This window comes from Streptomyces poonensis, assembly GCF_014650915.1.
Classification (GTDB): domain Bacteria; phylum Actinomycetota; class Actinomycetes; order Streptomycetales; family Streptomycetaceae; genus Streptomyces; species Streptomyces poonensis.
The window spans coordinates 314,544-338,141 of sequence record NZ_BMVW01000008.1 but is presented as its reverse complement, the minus strand read 5'-3'; the positions used below and the strand labels follow the sequence as shown (position 1 = coordinate 338,141).

Genomic DNA, 23,598 nt, shown 5'->3' with positions numbered 1-23,598 from the left:
ACCCCCCTGGCTCCCGCCCGCGCGACCCGGATCTCCCTCGCCGTACGCGACTCCTCCACCATGCTGCGCCGCAACCTGCTGCACGCCCGGCGCTACCCCTCCCTCACCCTGAACCTGCTGCTCAGCCCGGTCATGCTGCTCCTGCTCTTTGTCTACATCTTCGGCGACACCATGAGCGCGGGCATCGGCGGCGGCGACCGGTCCACGTATCTCGCGTATCTCTTCCCGGGCATCCTGCTGCTGACCATCGGCGGCACCACGATCGGCAGCGCGGTGTCCGTCGCCATGGATATGACCGAGGGCATCATCGCCCGCTTCCGCACCTTGGCGATCCACCGCGGGTCGGTGCTCATCGGGCATGTCGTCGGCAGCGTGCTGCAGTGCATGCTGAGCGTGGCGCTCGTCGGGGCCGTCGCGGTGGCGATCGGGTTCCGGTCCACGGATGCCACCGCCCTGGAGTGGCTCGCGGCGTTCGGACTGCTGGCGCTCGTCTCCCTGGCGCTGACCTGGATCGCGGTCGGAATGGGGCTGTCCAGCCCGAACGCCGAGGCGGCCAGCAACAACGCCATGCCGCTGATGGTCCTGCCGCTCCTGTCCAGCGCCTTCGTGCCGGTCGACGCGATGCCGGGCTGGTTCCAGCCGGTCGCCGAGTACCAGCCGTTCACCCCGGCCATCGAGACGCTGCGCGGGCTGCTGCTCGGCAACGAGATCGGCCACAACGGGTGGCTGGCCGTGGTCTGGTGCGTGGGGCTGGCCGTGCTCGGTTACGCCTGGTCCAAGTCGCTGTTCGACCGCGACCCGAAGTAAAGAAAGGCCGGCCGGCTGCCTGCCCTTCGGGGTTCAGGCAGCCGGCCGCCAGCCCAGCTCCGGCCCCAGATTCGTCGCGATGTCCGTCAGGATCTGGACGTAGTCCTCGTGGTCGAAGCTGAAGGGGAGGGCGAAGGCCACCTCGTCGATCTCGCGGAACGCGGCGTGGGCGTACAGCCGCTCCGCGATCTCCGCCGAGGTGCCGACGAGGTCCGGGGCGAACAGCAGGCGGGCCGGGCCCTGCGGGGACGTGGTGCGCGGCAGGCGCTGGGCCGCGTACGCCTCGTACTTCGCGCGCTGCTCCGTCGTCGCGCTGTCCGTGGGGATGACCACCAGGCCCTGGGAGACGCGGGCGGCGGCCCCGTCCGGGTGGTGGGCGCGGAACTCCCGTACGTGAGCGAGCTGGATGCCGGCGAAGTCGTGACCACCCGGCTCGGAGTCCGGCCCCTCCGCCTTCACCACACTGCTCGTCAGGAAGTTCATCCCGTTCTCGCCCGCCCAGCGCGCCGAGTTCAGGCTGCCTCCGCCGTACCACATGCGGTCGCGCAGGCCCGGCGAGTGCGGCTCGACGCGGTCGGAGAACACCTCGATGCCCTCGACCCCGCTGAAGTCCGTGGCCGGTTCGCCTCCGACGAAGTCCAGCAGGCGGCGCACCCGCTCGTAACCGAAGTTCTCCACCTCGGCCGAGTCCGGGTACAGCGCCTCCTTGACCTGGTCGTAGTGCATCGGCGGGCCGACGCTCACGCCCGGGTTGAGGCGCCCCCCGGAGAGAACGTCCACCGTCGCCAGGTCCTCGGCGAGGCGGAGCGGGTTCTCCCAGCCGAGGGGGATGACGGCGGTGCCGAGCTCGATGCGCGTCGTGCGCTGCGAGGCCGCCGCCAGGACGGCCACCGGGGACGAGATGCCGTACTGGAGGTGGCGGTGCCGTACCCAGGCGCTGTCGAAGCCGAGCCGCTCGCCCAGCTCGATGATCTCCAGGGTGGACTCGTGGCCCGGGCGGGGGTCCGCCCCGTCGAACAGCCCGATGGTCAGGAAGCCCAGCTTCCGCAACGGTTCCGAGGGCAGCGGCACGGGGCTTCTCCTCCGTCGTGCGAGTCCAGTCGTCCTGCCGATTGTCGCAGGTGCGCGCGGGCCGTTTCCGAACAGGACCCCTCGAAGTGAATTCCACAGGAACTGGAAGTTGCACTGGAATTAACGGGGAACCTCCTGATCAATGATGTGACGACCCCCGAAAAACACCTGCCGTAAATGACGCCTCACCAGTTACTCTTGCCGTCGCTTCGCCACGTGGCGAAGCGGCTGCCGTAGCGCCCGGGGAGGGGCGCTGACCGCAGTTGTCGGGGGGTGAAGAATTCATCGCGGGCCCATTGTCCCGACTCCGACTCCGACTCCGCCTCCGCCTTCCCGAAATTCTCCCGGATCCATCCGTATCCATCCGTGTCCGTCTGCCCGTCTGCCCATCTGTCCGTCTGCCCGTCTGTCCGTCCGCCTGACGAAAAGGTGAGGAATACCTGTGCGACGCATGACCTCCGCCCTTCTGTCCCTGAGCGCCCTCGTGGCGGCCACCGCGCTCGCCGCGCCCGCCGCCGAAGCCGCCCCCCGGGCCGACCGTCCGACCGCCGTGCCCGCCGGGTGGGAGGCCGTGGACGGTGCCGACCTGGCGCGGATCAACGCGGAGGCGGAGACCCGGCGGGCCCCGTCCGCCGAGCGTGACGGTGTCTCCGCCCTGGCCGCGGAGACCGATCTCGTGGCCATACAGTCGGTCAAGAACTCCCGGTTCGTCGCCACGGAGAAGAACTACGCCGCCCCGAACACCGGTGCCCTGCGGGCCCGCTCCGAGGCGTACGCCGGCGGCTGGGAGGGCTTCGCCTTCGAGTGGGACGAAGCCAACGAGACGTTCGCCATCAGATCCCTGGCCAACGACCTCTACGTGGCGGTCGAGAAGAACTTCACCGGCAAGTCGCAGAACCTGCTGCGCGCCCGCTCCGAGAGCGCGGGCGGCTGGGAGCGGTTCAACCTGTACTACAGCGAGACCCTGGACCGCTGGGCGATCCAGTCCACGCTGAACGGGCAGTTCGTCGCCATGGAGAACAGCTACACCGGGTCACTCCAGTACGCGCTGCGCGCCCGCTCCGCCGACATCAGCGGCTCCTGGGAGGAGTTCGTCATCTACACCCTCGAGGGCTGACGTCCGTCATTCCCGATGATCCCCGGTACCCGCGCGCTGCGCGGGTACCGGGGCCTTTTCTTCGGTCCGGCCCTTCACCCCGATCCTTCAGCCCGAGTACGGCCTCTTCTCCCTCGCCTCCCGCAGGGCCCGCGCCCACCACACCAGCTGGTCCAGCATCACCTTCGCCGCCGCCTCCGGCCCCGACGGGTCCTTCGGGCGGCCTTCGTCGTCGAAGGCCCCGTGCGCGTTGTGGAAGGACACCGTGTCGCGGATCGTGACCGCGTGGAGCTCCGCGAAGACCTGCCGCAGGTGTTCCACCGCGCGCAGGCCGCCCGCCAGACCGCCGTACGAGGCCAGGGCCACCGGTTTGGCCCGCCATTCCTGGTAGTGCCAGTCGATGAGGTTCTTCAGGGCCGCAGGGTACGAGTGGTTGTACTCGGGGGTCAGGACGACGAACGCGTCGGCGGCCGAGAGGAGCGGAGTGACCCGCGTGAGCGTCTCCGTCGCCTCGGGGGTCGGTGAGAGCGTCGTGGGCAGCGGGACGTCTGCCACGTCCACGACGTCCGCCTCGATGTCGTCGCGGGACCGGATCCGCTCCAGCAGCCAGTCGGCCACCACGGTGCCGAAGCGGCCCTCGCGGTTGCTGCCGACGACCAGGGCGACGCGGACGGGCGTCTCGGAGACAGGGATCTCAGAAGGGATCTCAGAAGGGATCTCGGAGACGGAGGTCTCAGAGACAGGAATGCCATCGGTTCCGTTGGTCCTCATGGCCACACAGCCTCGTACCTCAACCTTTCTTCAGGTCAAGCGCCGGGGCGGAATCGCCACCCGCCGGCACCACCGGCCGGCGTGGTCACCCGTTCACCGTCCGGTGCCCCGCTCTTCGCATTCTTTTCGGCGCCGGCCCGCCCGTACGCCCGTGACCTGCCGGAACATCACCGTCCCGGGACGGACGTCCGGCTGCCCTGACACCCGTTCACCTCGTATGTGACGGGCCATCAGCAAGCGCTCCGTCCCCTGTGCCACTTACCTCGGAAGCAGCCCGCAGGAAGAACCGCTGGAGGAAGAGGGAGCAAGCACCATGCGACGTACCGCCCGGCTGCTGACCGGTACCGTGCTCGCCGTCATCGCCGCGGGTCCGGCCGCCGCGCCCGCGTACGGCACGGTCCCCGGAGCGGACACGGACGGGGGCGCGGGGAAGGTCACGGTGTACCCGTCCGGCGTCGTCCCCGGCGCCGAGGTGACCGTGGGCACCGGGGCCTGCGGCCCGGACGGCACCGCCACGGGCGACGCCTCCGCGGTCGGCGCGGGCACCTTCGGCCTGGCGCCCCGCGCCCACGGCGAGCACGCGATCGGGCGCTTCACGGTGCCGCCGGGCGCCCAGCCGGGGACGTACGAGATCGTCGTACGGTGTGCGGGGGGCGACCGGGACACGACCGGGGAGGCCGCCGACGTCGAGGGGGCCGAGGAGGTCAAGGCGACCGGTGACCTCGTGGTCACGCTGACGCCCGGCCATGCGCAGGTGCATCCCAGAGGAAGCGTGAAGACGGGGGTCGGCGGCGCGCTCGGCCCCGACCCCGTGCAGACCGCGGCGGGCGTGGCGGCCCTCGCCGTCGCCGCCGCGGGCGGTACCTGGCTCCTGCATCGCCGGGCGAGAGGCGACGGGATCTGACGGGCACCCTCCGCTGTCCGTCCGCCGGTACCGCCGACTCCTCCCCTCCGGGCTCCGCGCCCCCCGCCCGGAGGGGAGGACACCACATCAGGAGGGCGGACCTCGTCGGGATCGCCAGGATCTTCGGGCCTCAGGAGGCCGCGTGCGCGTCAGCAACACGGTCATAGCCGGCGTCACCGTGCTCGCCCTCTGTTCCGGCGTCTGGCTGCTGCACGACCCCACCGTCTCCGGCGTCCCGCCCCAGCCGTCGGCGGCCGAGGCCCACGGCACCCGCGCGGCCACCACGGAACCGGACACTCCGACCCTGCCGCCCGCGCTGCCCGATCGCGTCCGTATCCCCTCGATCGGCGTGGACGCCCCGCTCATGGGCCTCGGCCTCCTCCCGTCGGGCAGCCTCGACGTACCGCCCGCCGCCGCGAAGAACCTCGCCGGCTGGTACGAGGCGGGCACCACGCCCGGCGAGACGGGCACCGCGGTCATGGCCGGGCATGTCGACAACCGCGACGGTCCCGCCGTCTTCTACTCCCTGGGCGCGCTGCACAAGGGCGCCCGCATCGACGTGGACCGCAGGGACGGCACCGTCGCCCGCTTCTCCGTGGACGCCGTCGAGGTGTACGACGCCCGGGACTTCCCCGACGAGAAGGTGTACGGCGCGGCCCGGCGCCCCGAGCTCCGGGTGATCACCTGCGGGGGCGGCTACTCGAAGCGGACGGGATACCAGGGGAACGTGGTGGTCTTCGCCCATCTGACGGACACCGGCTGACGGGCACCGGCGGAACGCCCCCCGGGCGAGCGCAACCGCTGTCTCACACCACCCGCCGCCCTCACGCCACCCACTGCTCGTACCCCATCTTCACCACCAGCGCGAACACCACCGTCAGCAGCACCACGCGCACGAACCCGCTCCCCCGCTTGAGCGCCGTCCGCGCCCCGACCGTCCCGCCGACCAGGTTGAACACCGCCATGAGCGCGGCCAGCTGCCAGTACACCGTGCCCTTCCAGGCGAACATCGCGAGGGCGCCCGCGTTGGTGCAGCAGTTGACGATCTTCGCGGTGGCGGAGGCGGTGACCAGGTCCAGGTGGAGCAGCGCGGTGAGGGCGAGCACGAGGAAGGTGCCCGTGCCGGGGCCGATCAGTCCGTCGTAGAAGCCGATACCGACGCCCGCGAGCCCGATCGCGGCGAGGACGCGGCGCGCGGAGACGGGCTCGGTCGAGGGAGCCGAGCCGAAGGCGGGGCGCAGGATCACGAACGCGCCGACCGCGAGCAGCACGACCATCACGACCGGCTTCAGCACCTCCGTGCTCAGCCCGGCCGCCACGAGCGCCCCCGCCGTCGACCCCGCGAGCGCCGCCAGCCCGATCCGTACGGCGATCCCCACGTCCACCCGCGTCTTGCGCGCGTACGTCACCGCCGCACCCGTGGTGCCGACGATCGCGACCGCCTTGTTGGTGCCGAGCGCGTACTGGGCCGCCGACGCGCCGTTCGGCAGGCCGAGCAGCAGGGCCGGGAGCAGCAGGAGACCTCCGCCGCCCACCACGGCGTCGATCCAGCCGGCCGCGAGGGCGGCGATGCAGAGGACGACGACGGAGGTCAGCGATATGTCGGGCATGATCGCGACCTTAGGACCGAGATGGGTGGACAGTCCATCGACCTGAGCGTCTTCTGAGGCTGCGGGGCCCTCGGCAGCACAACGGGTCCGCGGGTCCGGGCCCCTCGGCGGCGGAACAGGCCCGCGGGTCCGGGCCCCTCACAGTCGGGCCGCCCGCGGGCTGAGGGCAGCGTTCCCCACGGGAAACAACGGTGATGCGGCCGGGTAACACCGGCACCGCACGCTGCCGTACATGACCTCGAATACGCGTGTGGTGGTGATCGGCGCCGGCCTCGCGGGCGTACGGCTCGCCCGGCGGCTCGGTGAGCTCGGCACGCCCGCGCTGCTGATCGGCGAGGAGGAACACCGCCCGTACAACCGGGTCCTGCTCGCCGAGGTGCTGGCCGGCCGCTACAGCCCCGAGGTGATCGCGCTGCCCGCGCCCGCGGAGCTGACCCGTGCCCGGGTCACCGGCATCGACCGGGCCGCCCGGGAGGTCCGCTGCGCGGACGGCTCGGTGATCGCATACGACACGCTGGTCCTGGCGACCGGCTCCAACCCCGTGCTCCCGCCCCTGCGCGGCCTGTTCACCCCCGACCACGAGCTCCCCGAGGGCGTGCACGCCTTCCGCACCATGGACGACTGCCTGGGCCTGTCCAAGGCGGTACGGCCGGGGGTGCGGGCGGTCGTCATCGGCGGCGGGCTCCTCGGGGTGTCCGCGGCCCGCGCGCTGGCCGTGCGCGGCGCACAGGTCGTGCTCGCCCAGCAGTCCGAGCGGCTGATGGAGCGGCAGCTCGACCCGGCCGCCTCGCGGCTGGTCCACCGGCATCTGGGCGACCTGGGCGTGGAGGTGCACACCGAGTGCCGGGTGCGCGACGTGCGCTGCGTCGGCGGTGCGGTCCGCTCGGTGGAGATGGCCGACGGATACGCCCTCGACGCCGACCTCGTGGTGCTGGCCTGCGGGGCCCACCCGCGCGTGGGCCTCGCCCGGGCCGCCGGCCTGGAGATCCGCAAGGGCGTCGTCGTCGACGACGAGCTGCGCACCTCCGACCCGCACATCCACGCCGTCGGCGACTGCGCCCAGCACGACGGCACGCTGTACGGTCTCGCCGCCCCGGCCTTCGAACAGGCCGACGTCCTGGCCCGGCTGCTCGCCGGTGACGCGCACGCCCGCTACACCGGCACCCGTTCGCTGACCCGGCTCACCCTCACGGGGGACGGCAGTCCGTTCGACCTCGCCGCGTTCGGCGAGACCGAGGCGCGGCCGGGCGACGACGTCGTCCAGCTCACCGATGCCACCCGCGGCACCTACCGCAAGGTCGTCGTCCGCGACGACCGCCTGGTCGGCGGGGTCCTCGTCGGCGAACTCGGCACCGTCGGCGCGCTGGCGCGCGCCTGGGAGGGAGCAGAGCCGCTCCCGTCCGACGGCGGGCCCCTGCTCCATCTGCTCACCAATGACGGAGGCTCCTGATGTCCACGGCCACCCCGGAGAACAGCCCCACGATCGTGCTCGTCGGCCACGGCATGGTCGGCCAGCGCTTCCTCGAGGCGCTCGCCGAGCGCGGCCTGACCGCCACGCACCGCGTGGTGGTGCTGTGCGAGGAGCCTCGGCCGGCGTACGACCGGGTCCAGCTCACCTCGTACTTCTCGGGGAAGACCCCCGAGGACCTGTCCATGACGGACATGGCGTTCATCGAGGAGCACGGCATCGAGCTGCGCGTCGGTGACCCGGCGGAGAGCGTCGACCGCGAGGCGAAGAAGGTGACCGCCCGCTCCGGGCTCGTCGTCGACTACGACATCCTGGTGCTGGCCACCGGCTCCTACCCTTTCGTGCCGCCGGTGCCGAACAAGGACGCCACCGGCTGCTTCGTCTACCGCACCATCGAGGACCTCCTCGCGATCGAGGAGTACGCGCGGACCAGGGCGACGACCGGCGCGGTGGTCGGCGGCGGTCTGCTCGGCCTGGAGGCGGCGGGGGCGCTCAAGGGGCTCGGGCTGAACGCCCACATCGTGGAGTTCGCGCCGCGCCTGATGCCGGTGCAGGTCGACGAGGGCGGTGGCGCGGCACTGCTGCGCACCATCGAGGAGATGGGCCTGAGCGTCCACACCGGCGTGGGCACCCAGGAGATCGTCGTCGGCGAGGACGGCGCGGTCACCGGCATGAAGCTGTCCGACGGCTCGGAGCTCGCCACCGACATGGTGGTGTTCAGCGCCGGTGTCCGGCCCCGCGACCAGCTGGCCCGCGACTGCGGTCTGGCGGTCGGCGAGCGCGGCGGCATCAGTGTCGACGAGCAGTGCCGCACGGTCACCGACCCGCATGTGTTCGCGATCGGCGAGTGCGCGCTCGCGGTGGACGGGCGGGTGTACGGCCTGGTCGCGCCGGGCTACGAGCAGGCGCAGACGGCGGCGGCGACGATCGCCGCGGACGAGGCGGCCTTCACCGGGGCGGACCTGTCGACCAAGCTGAAGCTGCTCGGCGTGGACGTGGCCTCCTTCGGCGACGCGCACGGCACCGCCGAGGACTGCCTGGACGTCGTCTACTCCGACTCCCGCTCGGGCCTGTACAAGAAGCTGGTCATCGGCCGTGACGGCACCCTGCTGGGCGGCATCCTGGTCGGTGACGCGGAGGCGTACGGCACGCTGCGGGCGCTCACGGGATCGGTCCCGCCCATCGCGCCCGAGGCGCTGGTCCTGCCGGCCGGTGCCGGGGCCCCGGCGCAGCTCGGCCCGTCCGCGCTGCCGGACGAGGCGGTCATCTGCTCCTGCCACAACGTCACCAAGGGCGCCATCCGTGGCGCCGTCACCGAGCACAAGTGCACCACCGTGCCCGAGGTGAAGAAGTGCACCAAGGCGGGCACCGGCTGCGGCAGCTGCGTGAAGGTGCTCGGCCAGCTGGTGGACGCCGAGCTGGAGGCGAGCGGCATCGAGGTCGACAAGGGCCTGTGCGGCTGCTTCGCCCAGACCCGCGAGGAGCTGTACGAGATCGTCCTCGCCCTGCGCGTCACCTCGTACCAGGAGCTGCTGGACCGGCACGGCCGGGAGGCGGCGCGCGGCGGCGACGGCTGCGAGATCTGCAAGCCCACGGTCGGCTCGATCATCGCCTCCCTCGCGCCCACGATCGGCGCCGACGGCTACGTCCTGGAGGGCGAGCAGGCGGCGCTCCAGGACACCAACGACCACTTCCTCGCCAACCTCCAGAAGAACGGCTCGTACTCGGTCGTCCCCCGCATCCCCGGCGGCGAGATCGCTCCGGAGAAGCTGATCGTGATCGGCGAGATCGCCCGGGACTTCGGTCTCTACACGAAGATCACCGGCGGCCAGCGCATCGACATGTTCGGCGCCCGGGTCGAGCAGCTCCCCTCCATCTGGGCCCGGCTGGTCGACGCGGGCTTCGAGTCGGGGCACGCGTACGGCAAGTCGCTGCGCACGGTGAAGTCCTGCGTCGGGCAGACCTGGTGCCGCTACGGCGTCCAGGACTCGGTCCGCATGGCGATCGACCTGGAGCTGCGCTACCGGGGACTCAGGTCGCCCCACAAGCTCAAGTCGGCGGTCTCCGGGTGCGCCCGCGAGTGCGCCGAGGCCCAGTCGAAGGACTTCGGCGTGATCGCCACCTCCAACGGCTGGAACCTGTACGTCGGCGGCAACGGCGGCGCCACCCCGCGCCACGCCGACCTGCTGGCCCAGGACCTGTCCGACGCCGAACTGATCCGCCTGATCGACCGGTTCCTGATGTTCTACATCCGCACCGCCGACCGGCTGGAGCGCACCTCCACCTGGCTGGAGCGGATCCCCGGCGGCCTGGACCACGTACGGGACGTGGTGGTGCACGACTCGCTCGGCATCTGCGACGAGCTGGAGTCCCTGATGGCCGCCCATGTCTCCCACTACCGCGACGAGTGGGCGGAGACCATCAACGACCCGGAGAAGCTGGCCCGGTTCGTGTCCTTCGTGAACGCGCCCGACACCCCCGACCCGGTGGTCGCCTTCGTCCCCGAGCGCGACCAGATGAAGCCCGACCTGCCGCTGCTGTCCATCGGCCTGCGGCCCGCCGAGACCCTGGAAGACGTCCTGGAAGGAAGCGCCCAGCGATGACCCTGGCACCCGAGACGACCGACCTGAAGATCGAACTCCGGCTGAACGAAGACTGGTTCACGGTCTGCGACCTCAGCGCGCTGTTCCCGGGCCGCGGGGTGGCGGCCCTGCTCCCGGACGGTCGCCAGGTGGCCCTGTTCCGCGACCGGAACGGCCGGCTGTACGCGATCGACAACCGCGACCCGTTCACCGGTGCGGCGGTCCTCTCCCGCGGCCTGACCGGCACCCACCAGGGCCGCCCGTTCGTCGCCTCGCCGCTGCTGAAGCAGCGGTTCGACCTGGAGTCGGGGCAGTGCCTGGACGACGAGACGGTACGGATCGCCACGTACGAGGTACGGGCGCAGTGACATCCGGCGTACGGACGTAGGGGGACGAGTCCGTTCGCCATGGCCCGGAGCCGCGGTGCTCCGGGCCATGCCGTCCTGCTCAGCGTGGTGTTCAGCTGCCGTGCCAGAGCCTGCGGCCGAGGCCGGGACCGGCGGCGACGGTCCGCTGAGCTCGACGTGCCCGAGCTGCCCCGCCACGGGAAGTACGCGGGCAGGGTGCACCCCGTCTCGCGGCGGGCTAAGTTAACGGTGGTGACGCGAGGGCCAGTTGGTGAGCGGGGGACAGTGAGCGACAGGATCGAGCTTGCCGAGGTGGTCGGGGCCGTGCGCGACGGCCTGGTGGAGGCCGCGAGCCAGGGAGCCGGCAAGGGACTCCGCTTCGAACTCGGCGACATCCAGATGGAGTTCATGGTCGAGGTACGCCGCGACGCCCGGGCGAGAGGCGGCGTCAAGGCGTGGGTCGTCGACGCGGGCGCGGAGGCCGGCCTGTCCGCAGCCCGTACGCACAAGGTCTCGTTCACTCTGAAACCCAGGGACACGGCGACGGGCCAGGACTGGCTCATCGCCGACGACGACGAAGGCGATGTGAGCGGCTTCCCCGCCGCGGCCCGGGACTGATCGTGCTGCCCAGAGACCGGGGCGGCCCCGTCACGGAACGGCTGGTCGCGGTCCGCTGTGGGGGCCGCCGGGGCAGTGGCTATCTCCTCTCCCCGCGCATCGTCCTGACCGCCGCTCACGTCGTCGCGCAGGGCTCCGACCTCCGGGTCCACATGCCCGGAAGACATGAGCCGGTGCGGTGTGAGCGCGTCTGGCAGCGCGAGGACCCGTCCTGCGACGCCGCCCTGCTGCTGGCCGGCGAACCGCTCACCGACGACGACCCCGACCGTGCCTGGAACCGCTGGGGCAGGGTCAGCGGCATCGCTCCCCTGCCCGGCTGCGAGGCCATCGGCTATCCGTACGTCCAACGGGACGGCGCGGGCCACCTGGAGAGCGAGCACGTCACCGGCACCCTCAAGCGCGGCTCCGCGCTGATGAGACAGGTGTACGTGATCGACATCGACCAGGTGCCCGCGCCCCGCACCGGCGGCGGCTCGCCCTGGGCCGGATTCTCCGGTGCCGCCCTCTTCGCGCGGGGCCTGCTGGCCGGGGTGGTCACCGCTGACGCCGAGGGCTGGCGGCACAGTCGTATGAAGGCCACACCGGCCGGGGAGTTACTGGGCGACCCCTCCTTCGTGGGAATCCTGGCCGAGTTCGGCTGCCCCGTCCCGGACCTCCGCGATGTCTCCGGCCCGGCGCCCGACCCGGACGCGGAGTTCGAGGAGCGGTACGCCGCCTACGTCCGGGCCCGGCACAGTCGCCTGACGATCTACGGCGTAGATCTGAACCATGACCGGGAATGGCCGCTGGACGCCTCCTACCTGAGCCTGGAGGCCAGGTTGACGCAGCGCCGCCCCGGAACCTCCGGCTGGCCCGGCCGCACCGTCCCGTTACCGGCCGACCAGGCCCTGTCGAGCCGGGACCGCGTGCTGTTGCGCGGAGTCGCGGGGTCCGGCAAGACCACCCTCGTCCAGTGGCTGGCGGTCTCTGCCGCCGGTGGCCGGGCGAGGGGCGCCCTGGCCTACCTCGACGGGCGCGTACCGTTCGTCCTTCCCCTGCGCCACCTGGCCCGGGGCGGAGCCCAGCTGCCGCTGCCCGAGGGCTTCCTGACCGCCGTGGGCTGCCCCATCGCGGGGACCCAGCCGAGCCGCTGGACGGACCGTGTCCTGGCCGGCGGGCGCGGCCTGCTCCTCGTCGACGGCATCGACGAGATCCCGGAACCGGACCGCGAGCGCACCCGCCACTGGCTGCGCGACCTGATCGTCGCCTATCCGGACAACCTGTGGCTGGTCACGTCCCGGCCGTCCGCCGTGGGCCACGACTGGCTCGCTCCCGCCGGGTTCGCCGAACTGGCCCTCGCCCCGATGAAGCGCGACGCGGTCACGGAGTTCGTCGAACGCTGGCACACCGCCACGGGGGCCGGCACGTCCCTCGCCCGCAGGCTGCTCGCCGCCGTCCACACCAAGCAGGACCTGGCCGCTCTGGCCACCAACCCGCTGATGTGCGCCCTGATCTGCGCCCTGCACCGCGACCGTCAGGGCTATCTGCCGCACGGCCGCAAGGAGCTGTACGACGCCGCGCTGTCGATGCTGCTGGAACGCCGGGACCAGCAGAAGGGCCTCGCCGAGACCATCGGCGTCCAGCTGACGAAGGAGCCGCAGATCAAGCTGCTCCAGAAGCTGGCGTACTGGATGATCCGCAACCAGCACACCGAGCTCCATCGCAGCCGCGCCCATCAGATCGTCACAGCCGCCCTCCCCTCCGTACCCCAGGTGGCGCGACTCGGCGACGCACAGCAGGTTCTGGACCATCTGCTGCTGCGCAGCGGACTGCTGCGCGAGCCGGCGGTGGACGCGATCGACTTCGTCCACCGCACCTTCCAGGACTTCCTGGCCGCGCGGGCGGCCGTGGAGGAGGGCGACTTCGGCCTGCTGGCCGACAACGCGGACAAGACCCAGTGGGAGGACGTCATCCGGATGGCCGTCGCCCACGCTCGTCCCCGGGAGTGCGCCGCACTGCTCAAGAAGCTGGTCGAGCTCGGTGACCAGCGCGGCGACCGCCGTGTCCACCTGCTGGCCATGGCGTGCCTGGAGCACGCGGCGGAGCTGGACGAAAAGGTCCGCAGGTCGGTGGAGGACCGGGCGTCGCGCATCATCCCGCCCCGCACCATCGAGGAGGCGGACGCGCTGATCAAGGTCGGGCCGATGCTTCTGGAACTGCTGCCGGGCCCGGAAGGTCTCACCGAGTGGGAGGCCGGCTACGTGCTGGAGACCGCCGCGGGAATCGCCCACGACGCGGCTCTGCCCCTGCTCGCGCGGTTCTGCGCGGCACCATGGCCCCGGGTGCGGGAGCGGGTCGTGGACGCCTGGGGATCGTTCGACGCCGCCCGCTACGCACAGGAGGTGATCGCGCACCTCCCGGCCGACGACATCCTCACCGTCAGGACGCCCGGGCAGCTGGCGGCCCTGCGGGAGCTCGGCGGCCGACCGCGGATCCGGCTGCGCGGCGACTTCGACGAAGCCGCGCTCACCGCCGCGGGCCCGCACCCGCCCGGCAGCTCATACGAGCTGGTGGTCAGCAAGAACAGCTCCCTCACGGGCCTCGGCTTTCTCAGGGAGTGGGCAGGACTGCGCCGCCTCACCCTGTCGAACTGCCCGAACATCCGGTCCGTCGACGCTCTGGCGTGGCTGCCCGACCTGGAGCACCTCTCGGCGGCCGAACCGGGCCGGTTGCCCGTTCTTCAGGACATCGGGCGGTGGCCCGCGTTGCGGTCGCTCGTTCTCGGGACGGACAACAGCCCCTCGTGCGCGGCGGGCTGGGAGGCGGTCCAGCGTCACCCGGCGCTGGAGGACCTGACGATCTCGTCGCATGCGCTCGCCTGGCTCCCGCCGCGGCAGGCCGTCACCGGGCTCCGGCGGCTGGCCCTGGTCGGCTCCCTGCCCTACGGCCACCTCGCGGCGATGCCGGGGCAGTTCCCGAACGTGTCCGTCCTCGACCTGGGCGGCGGCATCCGCGCCGAGACGGCCGGGGTACGGCCCTTCCCCCGGTTCCCGGCACTGAAGCAGCTGATCGTCCGCGAAGGGACCGCACTGACCGGCCTGGACCGGCTCTCCGGCGTGGAGATCTTCGAAGTCCCGTAAGTCAACTCGCCCCTACGGAAGGACGGAAGAATAGTAGTCTTCCGCCACACGAGACCTGAGTGACGGGGAGGGGCTCATTGGCTGTGCAGCGCTACCAAGTCGACCTGGACGAAATGGACTTGGCACTCCGCCGGCTGTACGGCATCGTCCGTCGCATGGACGCCGCGGCATCGAAGGCCCGTTACGAAACCGGCCTGGCCCGTGAATCGCTCGGCACGGGATTCGACGAGGTGTACGAGTTCTACGCCGAACAGGCCGCGGTGAAGACGCACGTGGAGGATGTCACCACCCATCTCTGTGCTTTCGCCGAAGAACTCACCCGCAAATTGAAATGGACACGGGGCGCCTACGAAGACGCGGAGTATTAGGCACAGCCGCATGGCAGAGAAGGAGTACGACTACCTGCCGCCGGGCCGGCGCTATGCGAGCAGGCACTCCACCGCGTTCGCGGCCAAGAGCCTGCCGCAGATGAAGGCGATGGTCGTGCACGCCGACCCTGAGCAGGCCCGGACCGCCGGCCACGGCTGGGACGCGTTCCGCGCGGACCTCGTCGGAGGGGAGGACGGCGGTGTCCTCGGTATGCTCGACGCCGTTGTCGCCCGGCTCATGCAGTCCTGGCAGGGCGAAGCGGCCGAGGCGTTCCGCGGAGAGGCGGAGCGCTTCCGCCACAAGATCGCCGACACCGCCGAATACGCCGGGTACCTCTCCGTCGCCCTGCAAGGCGCCGCGAACGCGTTGCAGGAGTACAAGCCCCACATCGACGCGATGACCCCGGCCGACGACGCCCCGGACAGCCGGGCGCGGATCAGCGCGGACCGGACGAGCAGGGTGAACGCCGAGGATCTGCTGAACGCCGACCGGGGCGGGCTGTCCGCCGCCGAGCAGCGCGCTCTCGAAGCGGCCGTCGTGATGGAGCAGTTGGGCGCCGCGTACAACTCGCAGGTCGAGGCCATGGGGTCCTGGAGCCGGGACAGCTTGACCGCGCCGACCTGTCCAGGCCCGCCCGGCGGTACCCCACCGCTGGCGGAGGTGCGCCCGATCCCGTACTCCGTGTCGCCCCGCCATGCCCCGCTGCCCCCTCGCCCACGTCCCGCCGAGCCGCCGGGCCGGCCGGGGACGGGTGGCGTCTTCGGGGGCCGGAGGAGGAGCACCGACGCCGCCTCCGCCACCGGCCGACGGCCCGATGCCGTCCCAGGCGTCACGGGCGGCATCCTGCAGCAGGACTCCGCGCGCAGCAGGAACCGGACCGTACCGGTTGTCCTCCTCGGCGCCGCCCTTCCCATTCCGCGTCCCGGCCCGGCGGCCTCGCAGGGCGGCTCCGGACTCCACCGGGGCCGCGGCCAGGGCCGTTGACATCACACACCAAGATTTCTTGACTGATCGTTCTCGATTCCCCTAGCCTCCCGTACATGGCCAGGACCAAGGAGTTCGATCCGGACGCCGCGCTGCAGGCAGCCCTGGAGCTGTTCTGGCGGCGCGGCTACGAGGCGACGTCGATGTCCGACCTCGTCGAGCACCTCGGCATCGGACGCGCCAGCCTGTACGCGACCTTCGGCGGCAAGCGCGAGCTGTACCTGAAGGCTCTTGACCGCTATCAGCAGACGCGCGCCGAGCTGCTGCGGGAGCTGTCGCAGCCGGGCCCGGCCCTGCCCGCCGTACGCGCGGCCGTACGACGGTTCTGCGACGAGGCGGCGGCCGAGGAGAGCCGTCTGGCCGGCTGCTTCGTCACCAACACGGCCGCCGAACTGGCCCCGCACGACCCGGCCGCGGCCCGCCGGGTCGAGCACAGTTGGGACCGGACCGAGACCCTGTTGCACTCGGCCCTGGTCCGCGCCCAGGCACGGGGGGAACTGGGCGCGGACCGCGATCCGCTCGCCCTCGCCCGGATGCTGCTGGTGCTGATGCAGGGCCTGAGGGTGGTCGGCAAGGCGTCGGCGGACCCGGCGCGCGTCCGGGATGCGGCGGAGCAGGCACTGGCACTGCTCGACTGAACCGCACACACAGCGGGCGGCGCCTTTTTGTGCCCGCATACTGAACCGATCGGTCAAGAAAAGGGGAGATCATGACCATCAGGCATCGCTTCACCGGCCGAACCGCCCTCGTCACCGGCGCCGGCTCCGGCATCGGGCGGGCCGTCGCCCTGGCCTTCGCCGCCGAGGGGGCGAACGTCGTCGTCGCCGGGCGGCGGCGGGAGCCGCTCGACGAGACGGTGGACCTGATCGAGCGGGCGGGAGGCAAGGCACTGGCCGTCACCGCCGATGTCTCCGCCGCGGCCGACATCCAGGCCGCCGTCGACGCCGCCGTGGAACACTTCGGCTCGCTCGACGTGGCGGTCAACAACGCGGGCGTCTTCCGCGGCGGCGCTTCGCTCACCGATCTGCCCGAGGAGGACTGGCACACCCAGCTGGACATCAACCTCACCGGAGCGTTCCTCGCCCTCCGCGCCCAGGTCCGCCGGATGCGCACCCAGCCGTCCGGCGGCGCGATCGTCAACATCGCCTCCAACATCGGCGTGCACCGGCGCGCGCCCGGCATCGCCGCCTACGCCGCCACCAAGGCGGCGGTGTCGGTCCTCACCCGGGGAGCGGCCCTGGACCACATCGCGGACGGCGTGCGGATCAACGCGGTCAGCCCGGGCCCGGTCGACACGTCCATGTCGCTCAGGCCGGGCGAGACCGAGGCCGGGCGGGCGGAGCGGATGCGGACCGACGCGCCGCTCGGCCGGGTCTCCACGGTCGAGGAGGTGGCGGCGGCGGTGCTGTACCTGGCGTCGGACGACGCGGCCTCGACGGTGGGCACCGACCTGGTGGTGGACGGCGGCGCCACGGCCTGACCGCCGAGCGGCACGGTCGCCGATCGGCCCGACCGCCGGACAACCGTCATGACTTGTCCATGACCCGTCAACCCAGCTCCCCTAACGTCCTGGCCGCGCGACCCCGCCGCCGATCGGCGGCGGGCCCGGTCATGACACCTGGGAGCGAGAGTGGAACGTCGTCACCTCCTGCGTACGGCCGCCGTCCTCGGCGGATCGGCGGCCGTCTTCGGCGGCACCCTGTGGCGCGGCGCCGCGTACGCCGCGCCGGCCCAGCCCGGCACCGGCCCGTACGGCGCCCTCGGCTCGCCCGACGCCAACGGCATCCGGCTGCCCAGCGGCTTCACCAGCAGGGTGATCGCCCGCTCCGGGAAGACGGTGTCTGGCACCTCGTACACCTGGCACAACGCCCCGGACGGCGGCGCCTGCTACCCGGACGGCACGGGCTGGATCTACGTCTCCAACTCGGAGATCAACCCATCCGGCGGCGCGAGCGCGGTGAAGTTCTCGGCGGCGGGCACCGTCACGGGCGCGTACCGCATCCTCTCCGGCACCCGCCAGAACTGCGCGGGCGGCAAGACCCCGTGGAACACCTGGCTGTCCTGCGAGGAGGTGGACCGGGGCTACGTCTACGAGACCGACCCCTGGGGCACGAAGCCGGCCACGCGCCGCGACGCGATGGGCCGCTTCAAGCACGAGGCGGCCGCGGCCGACCCCGTCCGCAAGGTCATCTACATGACCGAGGACGTCACGGACGGCTGCTTCTACCGCTTCCGCCCGACGACCTGGGGCGACCTCTCCTCCGGCACGCTGGAGGTCCTGGTCGCGGGCACCGCCACGAGCGGCTCCGTCACCTGGTCCCGGGTCCCCGACCCGACCGGCGCCACCGCCACCCGCAACCAGGTCTCCGGCGCCAAGCGCTTCAACGGCGGCGAGGGCTGCTACTACGCGGACGACACCTGCTGGTTCACGACCAAGGGCGACAACCGCGTCTGGCAGTACAACGCGGCGGCCCAGACCATCGAACTCGCCTACGACGACTCGCTGGTGACGTCCGGCACCGCTCCCCTGACCGGCGTGGACAACGTCACGGGCACCGCATCCGGCGACCTCTTCGTCGCGGAGGACGGCGGCAACATGGAGATCTGCGTCATCACGCCGGACGACGTGATCGCCCCGTTCCTCCGCATCGACGGCCAGTCCGCGTCCGAGATCACGGGCCCGGCCTTCTCCCCGGACGGCACCCGCCTGTACTTCTCCAGCCAGCGCGGCACGACCGGGAGCTCGTCGGGCGGGATCACGTACGAGGTGCGGGGGCCGTTCCGGACCTGACGTCTCCTCGTGTTCCGTTCACGGGGCGTACCGGCTTCTCGTCGGCACGCCCCGTGAACGACGCAAGGACGGCTTCGCCCTGTCGGTGGGCGAGGCCGCCCACAGAGCGATGGCGATGAAGAGCATCTGCTCAGGGATCCTGAACCACAACGGCGTGGCCGGATCCCCGTTGAGCGGGATGCCCTCGATGGCGGCGTGGACGTTGGCCGGCAGCAGCAGTACGAAGAGCGCCGCCAGTCCGATTCCGGCCGTCGGGCGGGTGGCTGTCCGGACGAGTCCGGCGGCGCCGAGGAGTTCCAGTACACCGGTCGCGTAGACCAGCACGCGGGGGAACGGGGCGAAGGGCGGGACCATGGCCACCAAATCGTCGTGGCTGGGCATCACGCTGCCGCTCTGTGGGGTGAAGTGCGCGGTCGCGGTGGCCACGAGCATGACGGCGAGACCGTGTACCGAGCTGGCTCGCCAGGTGGCGAACCGGTTGATGCCCGACGTACCGAGGAGACGGAATGCCATCGTCGGGCCGACAAGAAGCATGAGGGTTCCGAACACGAGTGTCCTCCGACAGTGAGTGACAGGACGCGCGGGGTGAGGGGGACGGCGGCCGCGTTCAGCCGGCGGTGAAGAACAGGCCGGCTCCGTATGCGTGGCGAGCGGAGACGAAGAACCCGGCGCCGGTCGGCCGGGTCACCGTGCCGCCGCCCTCGACGACCTTCCGGGCGTCGTCGACGTCCTCGACGACGACGGTCATGGCGGCCAGGTACGAGGAAGCCGGGGCCGGTTCGCCGGGCAGCACCTCTTCGGCGTCCGAGGCACGGACGATACGCAACCGCGCAGCCGACGCGTCGAGCACGGTGAGGGGGCCTTCGCGCCCGGGGGCTGTCCGCAGAATGCGGCTGTACCGGTTCGTGACCGCGTCGCACTCGGCGTCGTCGGCCACGATCCATACGGCGCCGAGGCCGCGGGCACCGTTCGGGTGGCCGAGCCAGCGGGGCTGGTGCACATGACGGCGGGTGAGGTGCTGAGCCACTCCCACGTAGCCCTCCGGCGTCGTGCTCGGGTCGAGGTGCACGGCGCGGGCCCGGACCGTGCGCGGCCCTTCCTCGGTGTCGATGTCGCGCTCCAGGCCGAGCACGCCCGAGGTGCGCAGCCCGGCGTCGTCCAGTCGGCGGTGGGCGGCTTCGGCGTCGTCGGTGTCCAGGTTGAGCAGTCTGAAGCCCTCGTACTCGTCGGCCATCGCCCTGGTGTGCCAGGGGTCGGGTGCGGACTCGTCGACGATGCCCAGCAGTTCTATGTACGACCCGCCGAACAGTGCGCACCGGTTGGCGGTGCAGCCGGGCACCGGCGCCTGACCGGGCCGCCCGCCCAGGAGGTGCCGCGAGCGGGGACTGAGCGTGAACCCGAGGGAGAGGAAGGTCCGCTCCAGCCCGTCGAGGTCGCGGGTCAGGATGCCGGTGTGATGGATGCCGTGGATGTCACCTGTCATGGGATCGATACTTCATCGGACGCCCGGCCCGGCTCCCCGAATGCCGCCACCACGCCGCTATCCGACGCCGACTTACACTGACCCGGTGGATTCGGTCACGCTCGACCTAGTCGACCTGCGGCTCCTGCACGCCCTCCAGCTCGACGGACGTGCCGCCTTCAGCAGGATCGCCGACGTTCTCGGTGTCTCCGACCGCACCGTGGCCCGCCGCTTCGGCAGGCTCCGGGCCACGGGCGTCGCCCGCGTGGCCGGTGTGACCGACAGCCACCGCACCGGTCACGCCCAATGGCTGGTACGCCTGCGCGTCCTGCCGTCCGGCACCGCGCCGCTCGCCCGCGCGCTGGCCCGCCGCGAGGACACCGCCTGGGTGACCGTCGTCTCCAGCGGCACCGAGATCGTCTGCATCTTCCGCGTCGCCGGGGAAGGCCCGGCGCCTCTGGGCGCGTTGGGCCGTCTCCCCCAGGTCACGCAGGTCGATGCACACCGGCTGTTGCGTCCCGTGATGGACCACCGTTGGATCGGCCGGACCTCGGCGCTCACCGACGACCAGATCACCGCGTTGAGGCCGGCCGCCGCCGCGGACACCGATCCGGTGCACCTGACCGACCTCGACCGACGTCTGCTCCCCGCCCTCGCCGCAGACGGCCGTGCCGCCTGCCCGGATCTCGCCCGGCAGGTCGGCTGGTCGGAATCCGCCGTCCGTCGCCGCCTGGACGAACTCCGCCGGTCAGGCGTTCTCCTGCTCGACGTCGAGGTCGACTCCGGCCTGTTCGGCTTCTCCGTGCAGAGCCTGCTGTGGCTCACCGTCGCACCCGCCCGGCTCGGCAGCGTCGCCCGGACGCTGGCCGACGACCCCGAAGCGGCCTTCGTCGGCACCACGACCGGCCCTCACAACCTGGTCGCCATCGCCGTCTGCCGGGACGCCGGAGCTTTCCACACCTATCTGACCGACCGCATCGGCTCGCTCGACGGCGTCGCCCGAGTGGAGACCGCGCTGATCGCCTCCTACACCAAACGGGCCGCCTCGGCACGCTGAGAACAATGCGGTGGGCGACGCGGGCTACGGGCGCCACCTGGACCGGGACGGAGACGGGGTCGGCTGCGAGTGACGGCGGGCGGCAGGGAGCCGCACCGTCACGCTGGTCGGCGCCCGATCGCGAGCAGGTGGGAACTCGCCGCCAGCAGCTCCGGGTACGGTTCGGCCATCCGCGCCGCCGTCAGTGCGGACTCGAACAGGTCCGTGTCCCGGAACGACTCGCCGGTGTTCCGCTCCGCCGCCGCGAGCATGGACCAGGCCGGCCCTTCGACACCGAAGACCTGAGCGTCGGCGAATCCGGCCGCGGCGATCTCGTCGCGCAGTTCCTCGCCCCGGTGGAAGTAGGCGGCCGTGAAGGCCTTCTTCCCATCATGGATCTGCTTGGCCAGGATGTCGCCGATGCTCTGCCGCATGGATGCCTTGTGCAGATGAGCGAACGCCGTGTGCTCGAACAACGACGCGTACCGGTTGATGCCGGCCGCCGCCAGGAGGCCGCCCGGCTTGAGTGCGCGATACGCCTCGGCGAGGGCCTGGTCGCGGTCGGCCCGCTCGATCAGGTGGTAGAGCGGGCCGAGCATGAGCACGATGTCGTGAGAGGCATCCTCGGCCGAGAGCTGGCGCGCGTCTCCCAACTCAGTCGTGGCACCGGTCCGTTCAGCCTGCTCGACGTGGCGGGGAATCGGGTCGACCAGATGCACCGTGTAACCGTCCTGGACGAGCCAGCGCGCATGGGCGCCCGGGCCGCCTCCGACGTCCAGGACCCGGGCGGGCGGGGCGGGAAGGAAGCGGCGGAGCAACTCCTGGGTGCGCACCATTTCCAGGAGTCCGTCGGCCGTCGCGGTCAGGCGGTCCGCCTCGTCGATCGTCTCGGAGTAGAACCTGACGATCTCCGGCGCTACCTGTGGGCTCGTCATGCGTGCATTCTGGAGCTTCACAGGTGGACCAGTCCAGTGATCGGAAAGCGAGCCCCATGCCACTGCTGAAGTACGAGCAGATCGCCGAGGATCTGCGCACCCGGATCGCCAACGGCGAGTTCGGCGCCAACGACCTCCTGCCCTCGGGTCGTGACCTGGCCGAGCAGTGGGGTGTATCGCGGGCCACCGTCGTCAAGGCGTACGACGTGCTGCGTGGTGACGGACTGGTCGTGGCTCGCCAGGGCGCCGGTTTCACCGTGGCGGAGACGCCGCTCGCACGGCCGGCGGGCGGACGCCGGGCGGGCTCCGCCCGGGTTGCCGGTGGAGCTCCGTACCGGCGCCTCGGTGTCCCGAGCCGTACGGCACCACCGCCTCGCATCGCCGAGGCCTTGGGCCTTGGGGCTAGCGAGGAAGCCCTGCGGCGAGCCCGGCTGGTGCTGCTGGATGACGGCTCCCCGCACAGCCTCGTGACGGCCTGGTTCCCACCGTCGGTCGCGGACGCGGCTCCGCGTCTGAGTTCGAAAGGCCCGATTTCAGAGGGCACCACACACTACGTTCGCCGCGAGACGGGCCGCTTCCCCGTGGAGGGCACGGACATCACCACGGTGCGGCTGGCCGATGCCAGCGAGGCGCAGTTGCTGGAGGTGGAGCAGCCCGCCGCAGTGGCAGTCGTGTTGCACGTAGCGTTCGACCAGGAGCATCGACCCCTTGTATGCGAGGAGGGAGTGACCCCGTCGCACGTCTTCGAGCAGGCCGACAACTACCCGATGGGGTAGGCAATCCGACACACCTCTTGACTGGACCGGTCCACCGGTCCGGTTTCCTCGTAGCACTGTACAAGCCCCCCGCCTTCCAGTCGGGTCGGCCCTTGTCCGGCTGCCGCATGACGGGCCCCGGCGACCGCTCGCGACGGTCCCGGGGCGTGGCCAACGCTACGAAGGAGCGTCAACACCATGAACGCTACAACCCCGACGGATCCCGGGGTCAAGATGACCCTGCGCGTCTACACCGTGGATCTGCACGGCTCCATCAAGGAGGATCGCGGCACTGTACACATTCCGCGCAGCCGGGAGCTTCCCCCGCCGTCCCTGGAATACCTGCCGTGCACGTGTCCTCGCTGCCGGAAGCCGGAGCAGTCGGACGGCGCTCCGGCACAGCCCGTGGGTGCGGCCGGATCCGGCTCGCTCCTGGACATCGGGGCCATGCGCGCCGCCGCGCACGGCTTCCTCGCCTCTCCGGCCGTACCGCGCTACGAAGCCGTGCAGCGGGAGGCCCATCGGTTCTCCGGCGACCTGTCGAAGCTGATCGCCCACATCGAGCAACTCACCCACGCCAGCGAGAAGGCCGACGTTCCCGCACAGGTGGCGCTGGCTGGTGTGGCCGAGGCCCGCCGTCGCATCGGTCTGTTGGAGCGGCCCGGTCTGCTCGGTGAAGTCGAGCGCGTCAAGAAGCTCGCCCGGTCCGTGGTGTCGCTGTGCGATCACTACGACATCCTGCGCTGAGTCACCACCCAGCCCCTGGGTGAACGGGGCCCCGCGGCGACCGCGGGGTCAGGGTCGTACTCAAGGCACGGAAGAGGGCGGCACCCCCCGCACGGGATGCCGCCCTCTCTCGGTGGGCCGGAGTCG

Annotated in this window: 24 protein-coding genes; 18 read left to right on the top strand and 6 right to left on the bottom strand. The window is 71.6% G+C overall.

From position 1 onward, the window contains the following. Nucleotides 1-6 precede the first annotated feature (6 nt). Nucleotides 7-807, top strand: a complete 801-nt coding sequence (locus IE242_RS21780) for an ABC transporter permease (RefSeq protein ID WP_229859241.1) — start codon at nucleotides 7-9, stop codon at nucleotides 805-807. Between the two features lie 33 nt (nucleotides 808-840). Here the strand turns inward: IE242_RS21780 and IE242_RS21775 are convergent, their stop codons facing one another. Beyond that, a complete protein-coding gene (locus IE242_RS21775) occupies nucleotides 841-1,878 on the bottom strand; it encodes an LLM class flavin-dependent oxidoreductase (RefSeq protein WP_189861785.1) in 1,038 nt (345 codons plus the stop codon). A gap of 451 nt (nucleotides 1,879-2,329) precedes the next feature. Between IE242_RS21775 and IE242_RS21770 the strand changes: the two genes are divergently transcribed. Further along, nucleotides 2,330-2,995, top strand: a complete 666-nt coding sequence (locus tag IE242_RS21770) for a fascin domain-containing protein (protein WP_189861783.1) — start codon at nucleotides 2,330-2,332, stop codon at nucleotides 2,993-2,995. 87 nt (nucleotides 2,996-3,082) lie between these two features. On the opposite strand, the gene IE242_RS21765 is transcribed toward IE242_RS21770, so the two are convergent. Further along, nucleotides 3,083-3,745 carry an NADPH-dependent FMN reductase gene (locus tag IE242_RS21765; RefSeq protein WP_189861781.1) on the bottom strand — a complete coding sequence of 221 codons (663 nt, stop codon included), beginning with the start codon at nucleotides 3,743-3,745 and terminating at the stop codon, nucleotides 3,083-3,085. Nucleotides 3,746-4,058: 313 nt separating this feature from the next. Here IE242_RS21765 and IE242_RS21760 point away from each other — a divergent pair, with 313 nt between their 5' ends. Then, on the top strand, nucleotides 4,059-4,649 hold the full coding sequence (locus IE242_RS21760; protein WP_189861779.1) for a GVDTG sorting domain-containing protein: 591 nt from the start codon (nucleotides 4,059-4,061) through the stop codon (nucleotides 4,647-4,649). A 142-nt stretch (nucleotides 4,650-4,791) separates the two neighbouring features. After that, nucleotides 4,792-5,412 carry a class F sortase gene (locus tag IE242_RS21755; RefSeq protein WP_189861777.1) on the top strand — a complete coding sequence of 207 codons (621 nt, stop codon included), beginning with the start codon at nucleotides 4,792-4,794 and terminating at the stop codon, nucleotides 5,410-5,412. Nucleotides 5,413-5,473: 61 nt separating this feature from the next. Here the strand turns inward: IE242_RS21755 and IE242_RS21750 are convergent, their stop codons facing one another. After that, complete coding sequence (locus IE242_RS21750; protein ID WP_189861775.1) at nucleotides 5,474-6,259, bottom strand: sulfite exporter TauE/SafE family protein; 786 nt, start codon at nucleotides 6,257-6,259, stop codon at nucleotides 5,474-5,476. A gap of 232 nt (nucleotides 6,260-6,491) precedes the next feature. Here IE242_RS21750 and IE242_RS21745 point away from each other — a divergent pair, with 232 nt between their 5' ends. From IE242_RS21745 to IE242_RS21700, 10 genes are all read left to right on the top strand, one after another. Further along, entirely contained in the window at nucleotides 6,492-7,709 is a 1,218-nt protein-coding gene (locus tag IE242_RS21745) for an NAD(P)/FAD-dependent oxidoreductase (RefSeq protein ID WP_189861773.1), read from the top strand. Further along, nucleotides 7,709-10,330 carry a nitrite reductase large subunit NirB gene (gene nirB / locus IE242_RS21740; protein ID WP_189861771.1) on the top strand — a complete coding sequence of 874 codons (2,622 nt, stop codon included), beginning with the start codon at nucleotides 7,709-7,711 and terminating at the stop codon, nucleotides 10,328-10,330. The genes IE242_RS21745 and nirB overlap by 1 nt, the downstream gene beginning before the upstream one ends. Beyond that, the gene (nirD, locus tag IE242_RS21735) at nucleotides 10,327-10,677 is read left to right on the top strand and encodes a nitrite reductase small subunit NirD (protein WP_189861769.1); all 351 of its coding nucleotides are present in this window, start codon (nucleotides 10,327-10,329) and stop codon (nucleotides 10,675-10,677) included. The genes nirB and nirD overlap by 4 nt, the downstream gene beginning before the upstream one ends. A gap of 264 nt (nucleotides 10,678-10,941) precedes the next feature. Then, nucleotides 10,942-11,274 carry a trypco2 family protein gene (locus IE242_RS21730; protein ID WP_189861768.1) on the top strand — a complete coding sequence of 111 codons (333 nt, stop codon included), beginning with the start codon at nucleotides 10,942-10,944 and terminating at the stop codon, nucleotides 11,272-11,274. A gap of 2 nt (nucleotides 11,275-11,276) precedes the next feature. After that, complete coding sequence (locus IE242_RS21725) at nucleotides 11,277-14,393, top strand: NACHT domain-containing protein (protein WP_189861767.1); 3,117 nt, start codon at nucleotides 11,277-11,279, stop codon at nucleotides 14,391-14,393. 77 nt (nucleotides 14,394-14,470) lie between these two features. Further along, nucleotides 14,471-14,761: a hypothetical protein gene (locus tag IE242_RS21720; protein WP_189861766.1), complete on the top strand. Its 291-nt coding sequence runs from the start codon at nucleotides 14,471-14,473 to the stop codon at nucleotides 14,759-14,761. A 10-nt stretch (nucleotides 14,762-14,771) separates the two neighbouring features. Then, nucleotides 14,772-15,746: a WXG100 family type VII secretion target gene (locus IE242_RS21715; RefSeq protein WP_189861765.1), complete on the top strand. Its 975-nt coding sequence runs from the start codon at nucleotides 14,772-14,774 to the stop codon at nucleotides 15,744-15,746. 56 nt (nucleotides 15,747-15,802) lie between these two features. After that, nucleotides 15,803-16,384 (top strand): TetR/AcrR family transcriptional regulator, encoded by a 582-nt coding sequence (locus IE242_RS21710; RefSeq protein WP_189861764.1) that lies wholly within the window; start codon nucleotides 15,803-15,805, stop codon nucleotides 16,382-16,384. Between the two features lie 71 nt (nucleotides 16,385-16,455). Further along, entirely contained in the window at nucleotides 16,456-17,226 is a 771-nt protein-coding gene (locus IE242_RS21705; protein WP_189861763.1) for an SDR family NAD(P)-dependent oxidoreductase, read from the top strand. A gap of 150 nt (nucleotides 17,227-17,376) precedes the next feature. Then, nucleotides 17,377-18,537: an alkaline phosphatase PhoX gene (locus IE242_RS21700; protein ID WP_189861762.1), complete on the top strand. Its 1,161-nt coding sequence runs from the start codon at nucleotides 17,377-17,379 to the stop codon at nucleotides 18,535-18,537. 18 nt (nucleotides 18,538-18,555) lie between these two features. On the opposite strand, the gene IE242_RS21695 is transcribed toward IE242_RS21700, so the two are convergent. Both IE242_RS21695 and IE242_RS21690 read right to left on the bottom strand, forming a co-directional pair. Then, on the bottom strand, nucleotides 18,556-19,050 hold the full coding sequence (locus IE242_RS21695; protein ID WP_229859227.1) for a DoxX family protein: 495 nt from the start codon (nucleotides 19,048-19,050) through the stop codon (nucleotides 18,556-18,558). Between the two features lie 94 nt (nucleotides 19,051-19,144). Beyond that, nucleotides 19,145-20,020: a VOC family protein gene (locus IE242_RS21690; RefSeq protein WP_189861758.1), complete on the bottom strand. Its 876-nt coding sequence runs from the start codon at nucleotides 20,018-20,020 to the stop codon at nucleotides 19,145-19,147. A gap of 85 nt (nucleotides 20,021-20,105) precedes the next feature. Here IE242_RS21690 and IE242_RS21685 point away from each other — a divergent pair, with 85 nt between their 5' ends. Both IE242_RS21685 and IE242_RS39220 read left to right on the top strand, forming a co-directional pair. Beyond that, nucleotides 20,106-21,056, top strand: a complete 951-nt coding sequence (locus IE242_RS21685) for an Lrp/AsnC family transcriptional regulator (RefSeq protein WP_189861757.1) — start codon at nucleotides 20,106-20,108, stop codon at nucleotides 21,054-21,056. 10 nt (nucleotides 21,057-21,066) lie between these two features. After that, on the top strand, nucleotides 21,067-21,129 hold the full coding sequence (locus tag IE242_RS39220) for an excalibur calcium-binding domain-containing protein (protein ID WP_189861827.1): 63 nt from the start codon (nucleotides 21,067-21,069) through the stop codon (nucleotides 21,127-21,129). 25 nt (nucleotides 21,130-21,154) lie between these two features. On the opposite strand, the gene IE242_RS21675 is transcribed toward IE242_RS39220, so the two are convergent. Then, nucleotides 21,155-21,970 (bottom strand): class I SAM-dependent methyltransferase, encoded by an 816-nt coding sequence (locus IE242_RS21675; protein WP_189861755.1) that lies wholly within the window; start codon nucleotides 21,968-21,970, stop codon nucleotides 21,155-21,157. Between the two features lie 56 nt (nucleotides 21,971-22,026). On the opposite strand from IE242_RS21675, the gene IE242_RS21670 reads away from it, so the two are divergent. Together IE242_RS21670 and IE242_RS21665 are read left to right on the top strand one after the other, a co-directional pair. After that, complete coding sequence (locus tag IE242_RS21670; protein ID WP_189861754.1) at nucleotides 22,027-22,746, top strand: GntR family transcriptional regulator; 720 nt, start codon at nucleotides 22,027-22,029, stop codon at nucleotides 22,744-22,746. A gap of 177 nt (nucleotides 22,747-22,923) precedes the next feature. Then, complete coding sequence (locus IE242_RS21665) at nucleotides 22,924-23,472, top strand: DUF6415 family natural product biosynthesis protein (RefSeq protein ID WP_189861752.1); 549 nt, start codon at nucleotides 22,924-22,926, stop codon at nucleotides 23,470-23,472. Nucleotides 23,473-23,598 lie beyond the last annotated feature (126 nt).

Bases quoted from the DNA above. Each gene is read 5' to 3' on its own strand.
- IE242_RS21760 (WP_189861779.1), top strand. From the start codon at position 4,059: ATGCGACGTACCGCCCGGCTGCTGACCGGTACCGTGCTCGCCGTCATC.
- IE242_RS21765 (WP_189861781.1), bottom strand. From the start codon at position 3,745: ATGAGGACCAACGGAACCGATGGCATTCCTGTCTCTGAGACCTCCGTC.
- IE242_RS21675 (WP_189861755.1), bottom strand. From the start codon at position 21,970: ATGACGAGCCCACAGGTAGCGCCGGAGATCGTCAGGTTCTACTCCGAG.
- IE242_RS21770 (WP_189861783.1), top strand. From the start codon at position 2,330: ATGACCTCCGCCCTTCTGTCCCTGAGCGCCCTCGTGGCGGCCACCGCG.
- IE242_RS21705 (WP_189861763.1), top strand. From the start codon at position 16,456: ATGACCATCAGGCATCGCTTCACCGGCCGAACCGCCCTCGTCACCGGC.
- IE242_RS21745 (WP_189861773.1), top strand. From the start codon at position 6,492: ATGACCTCGAATACGCGTGTGGTGGTGATCGGCGCCGGCCTCGCGGGC.
- nirB (WP_189861771.1), top strand. From the start codon at position 7,709: ATGTCCACGGCCACCCCGGAGAACAGCCCCACGATCGTGCTCGTCGGC.
- IE242_RS21665 (WP_189861752.1), top strand. From the start codon at position 22,924: ATGAACGCTACAACCCCGACGGATCCCGGGGTCAAGATGACCCTGCGC.
- nirD (WP_189861769.1), top strand. From the start codon at position 10,327: ATGACCCTGGCACCCGAGACGACCGACCTGAAGATCGAACTCCGGCTG.
- IE242_RS21750 (WP_189861775.1), bottom strand. From the start codon at position 6,259: ATGCCCGACATATCGCTGACCTCCGTCGTCGTCCTCTGCATCGCCGCC.
- IE242_RS21670 (WP_189861754.1), top strand. From the start codon at position 22,027: ATGCCACTGCTGAAGTACGAGCAGATCGCCGAGGATCTGCGCACCCGG.
- IE242_RS21710 (WP_189861764.1), top strand. From the start codon at position 15,803: ATGGCCAGGACCAAGGAGTTCGATCCGGACGCCGCGCTGCAGGCAGCC.
- IE242_RS21690 (WP_189861758.1), bottom strand. From the start codon at position 20,020: ATGACAGGTGACATCCACGGCATCCATCACACCGGCATCCTGACCCGC.
- IE242_RS21695 (WP_229859227.1), bottom strand. From the start codon at position 19,050: ATGGCATTCCGTCTCCTCGGTACGTCGGGCATCAACCGGTTCGCCACC.
- IE242_RS21715 (WP_189861765.1), top strand. From the start codon at position 14,772: ATGGCAGAGAAGGAGTACGACTACCTGCCGCCGGGCCGGCGCTATGCG.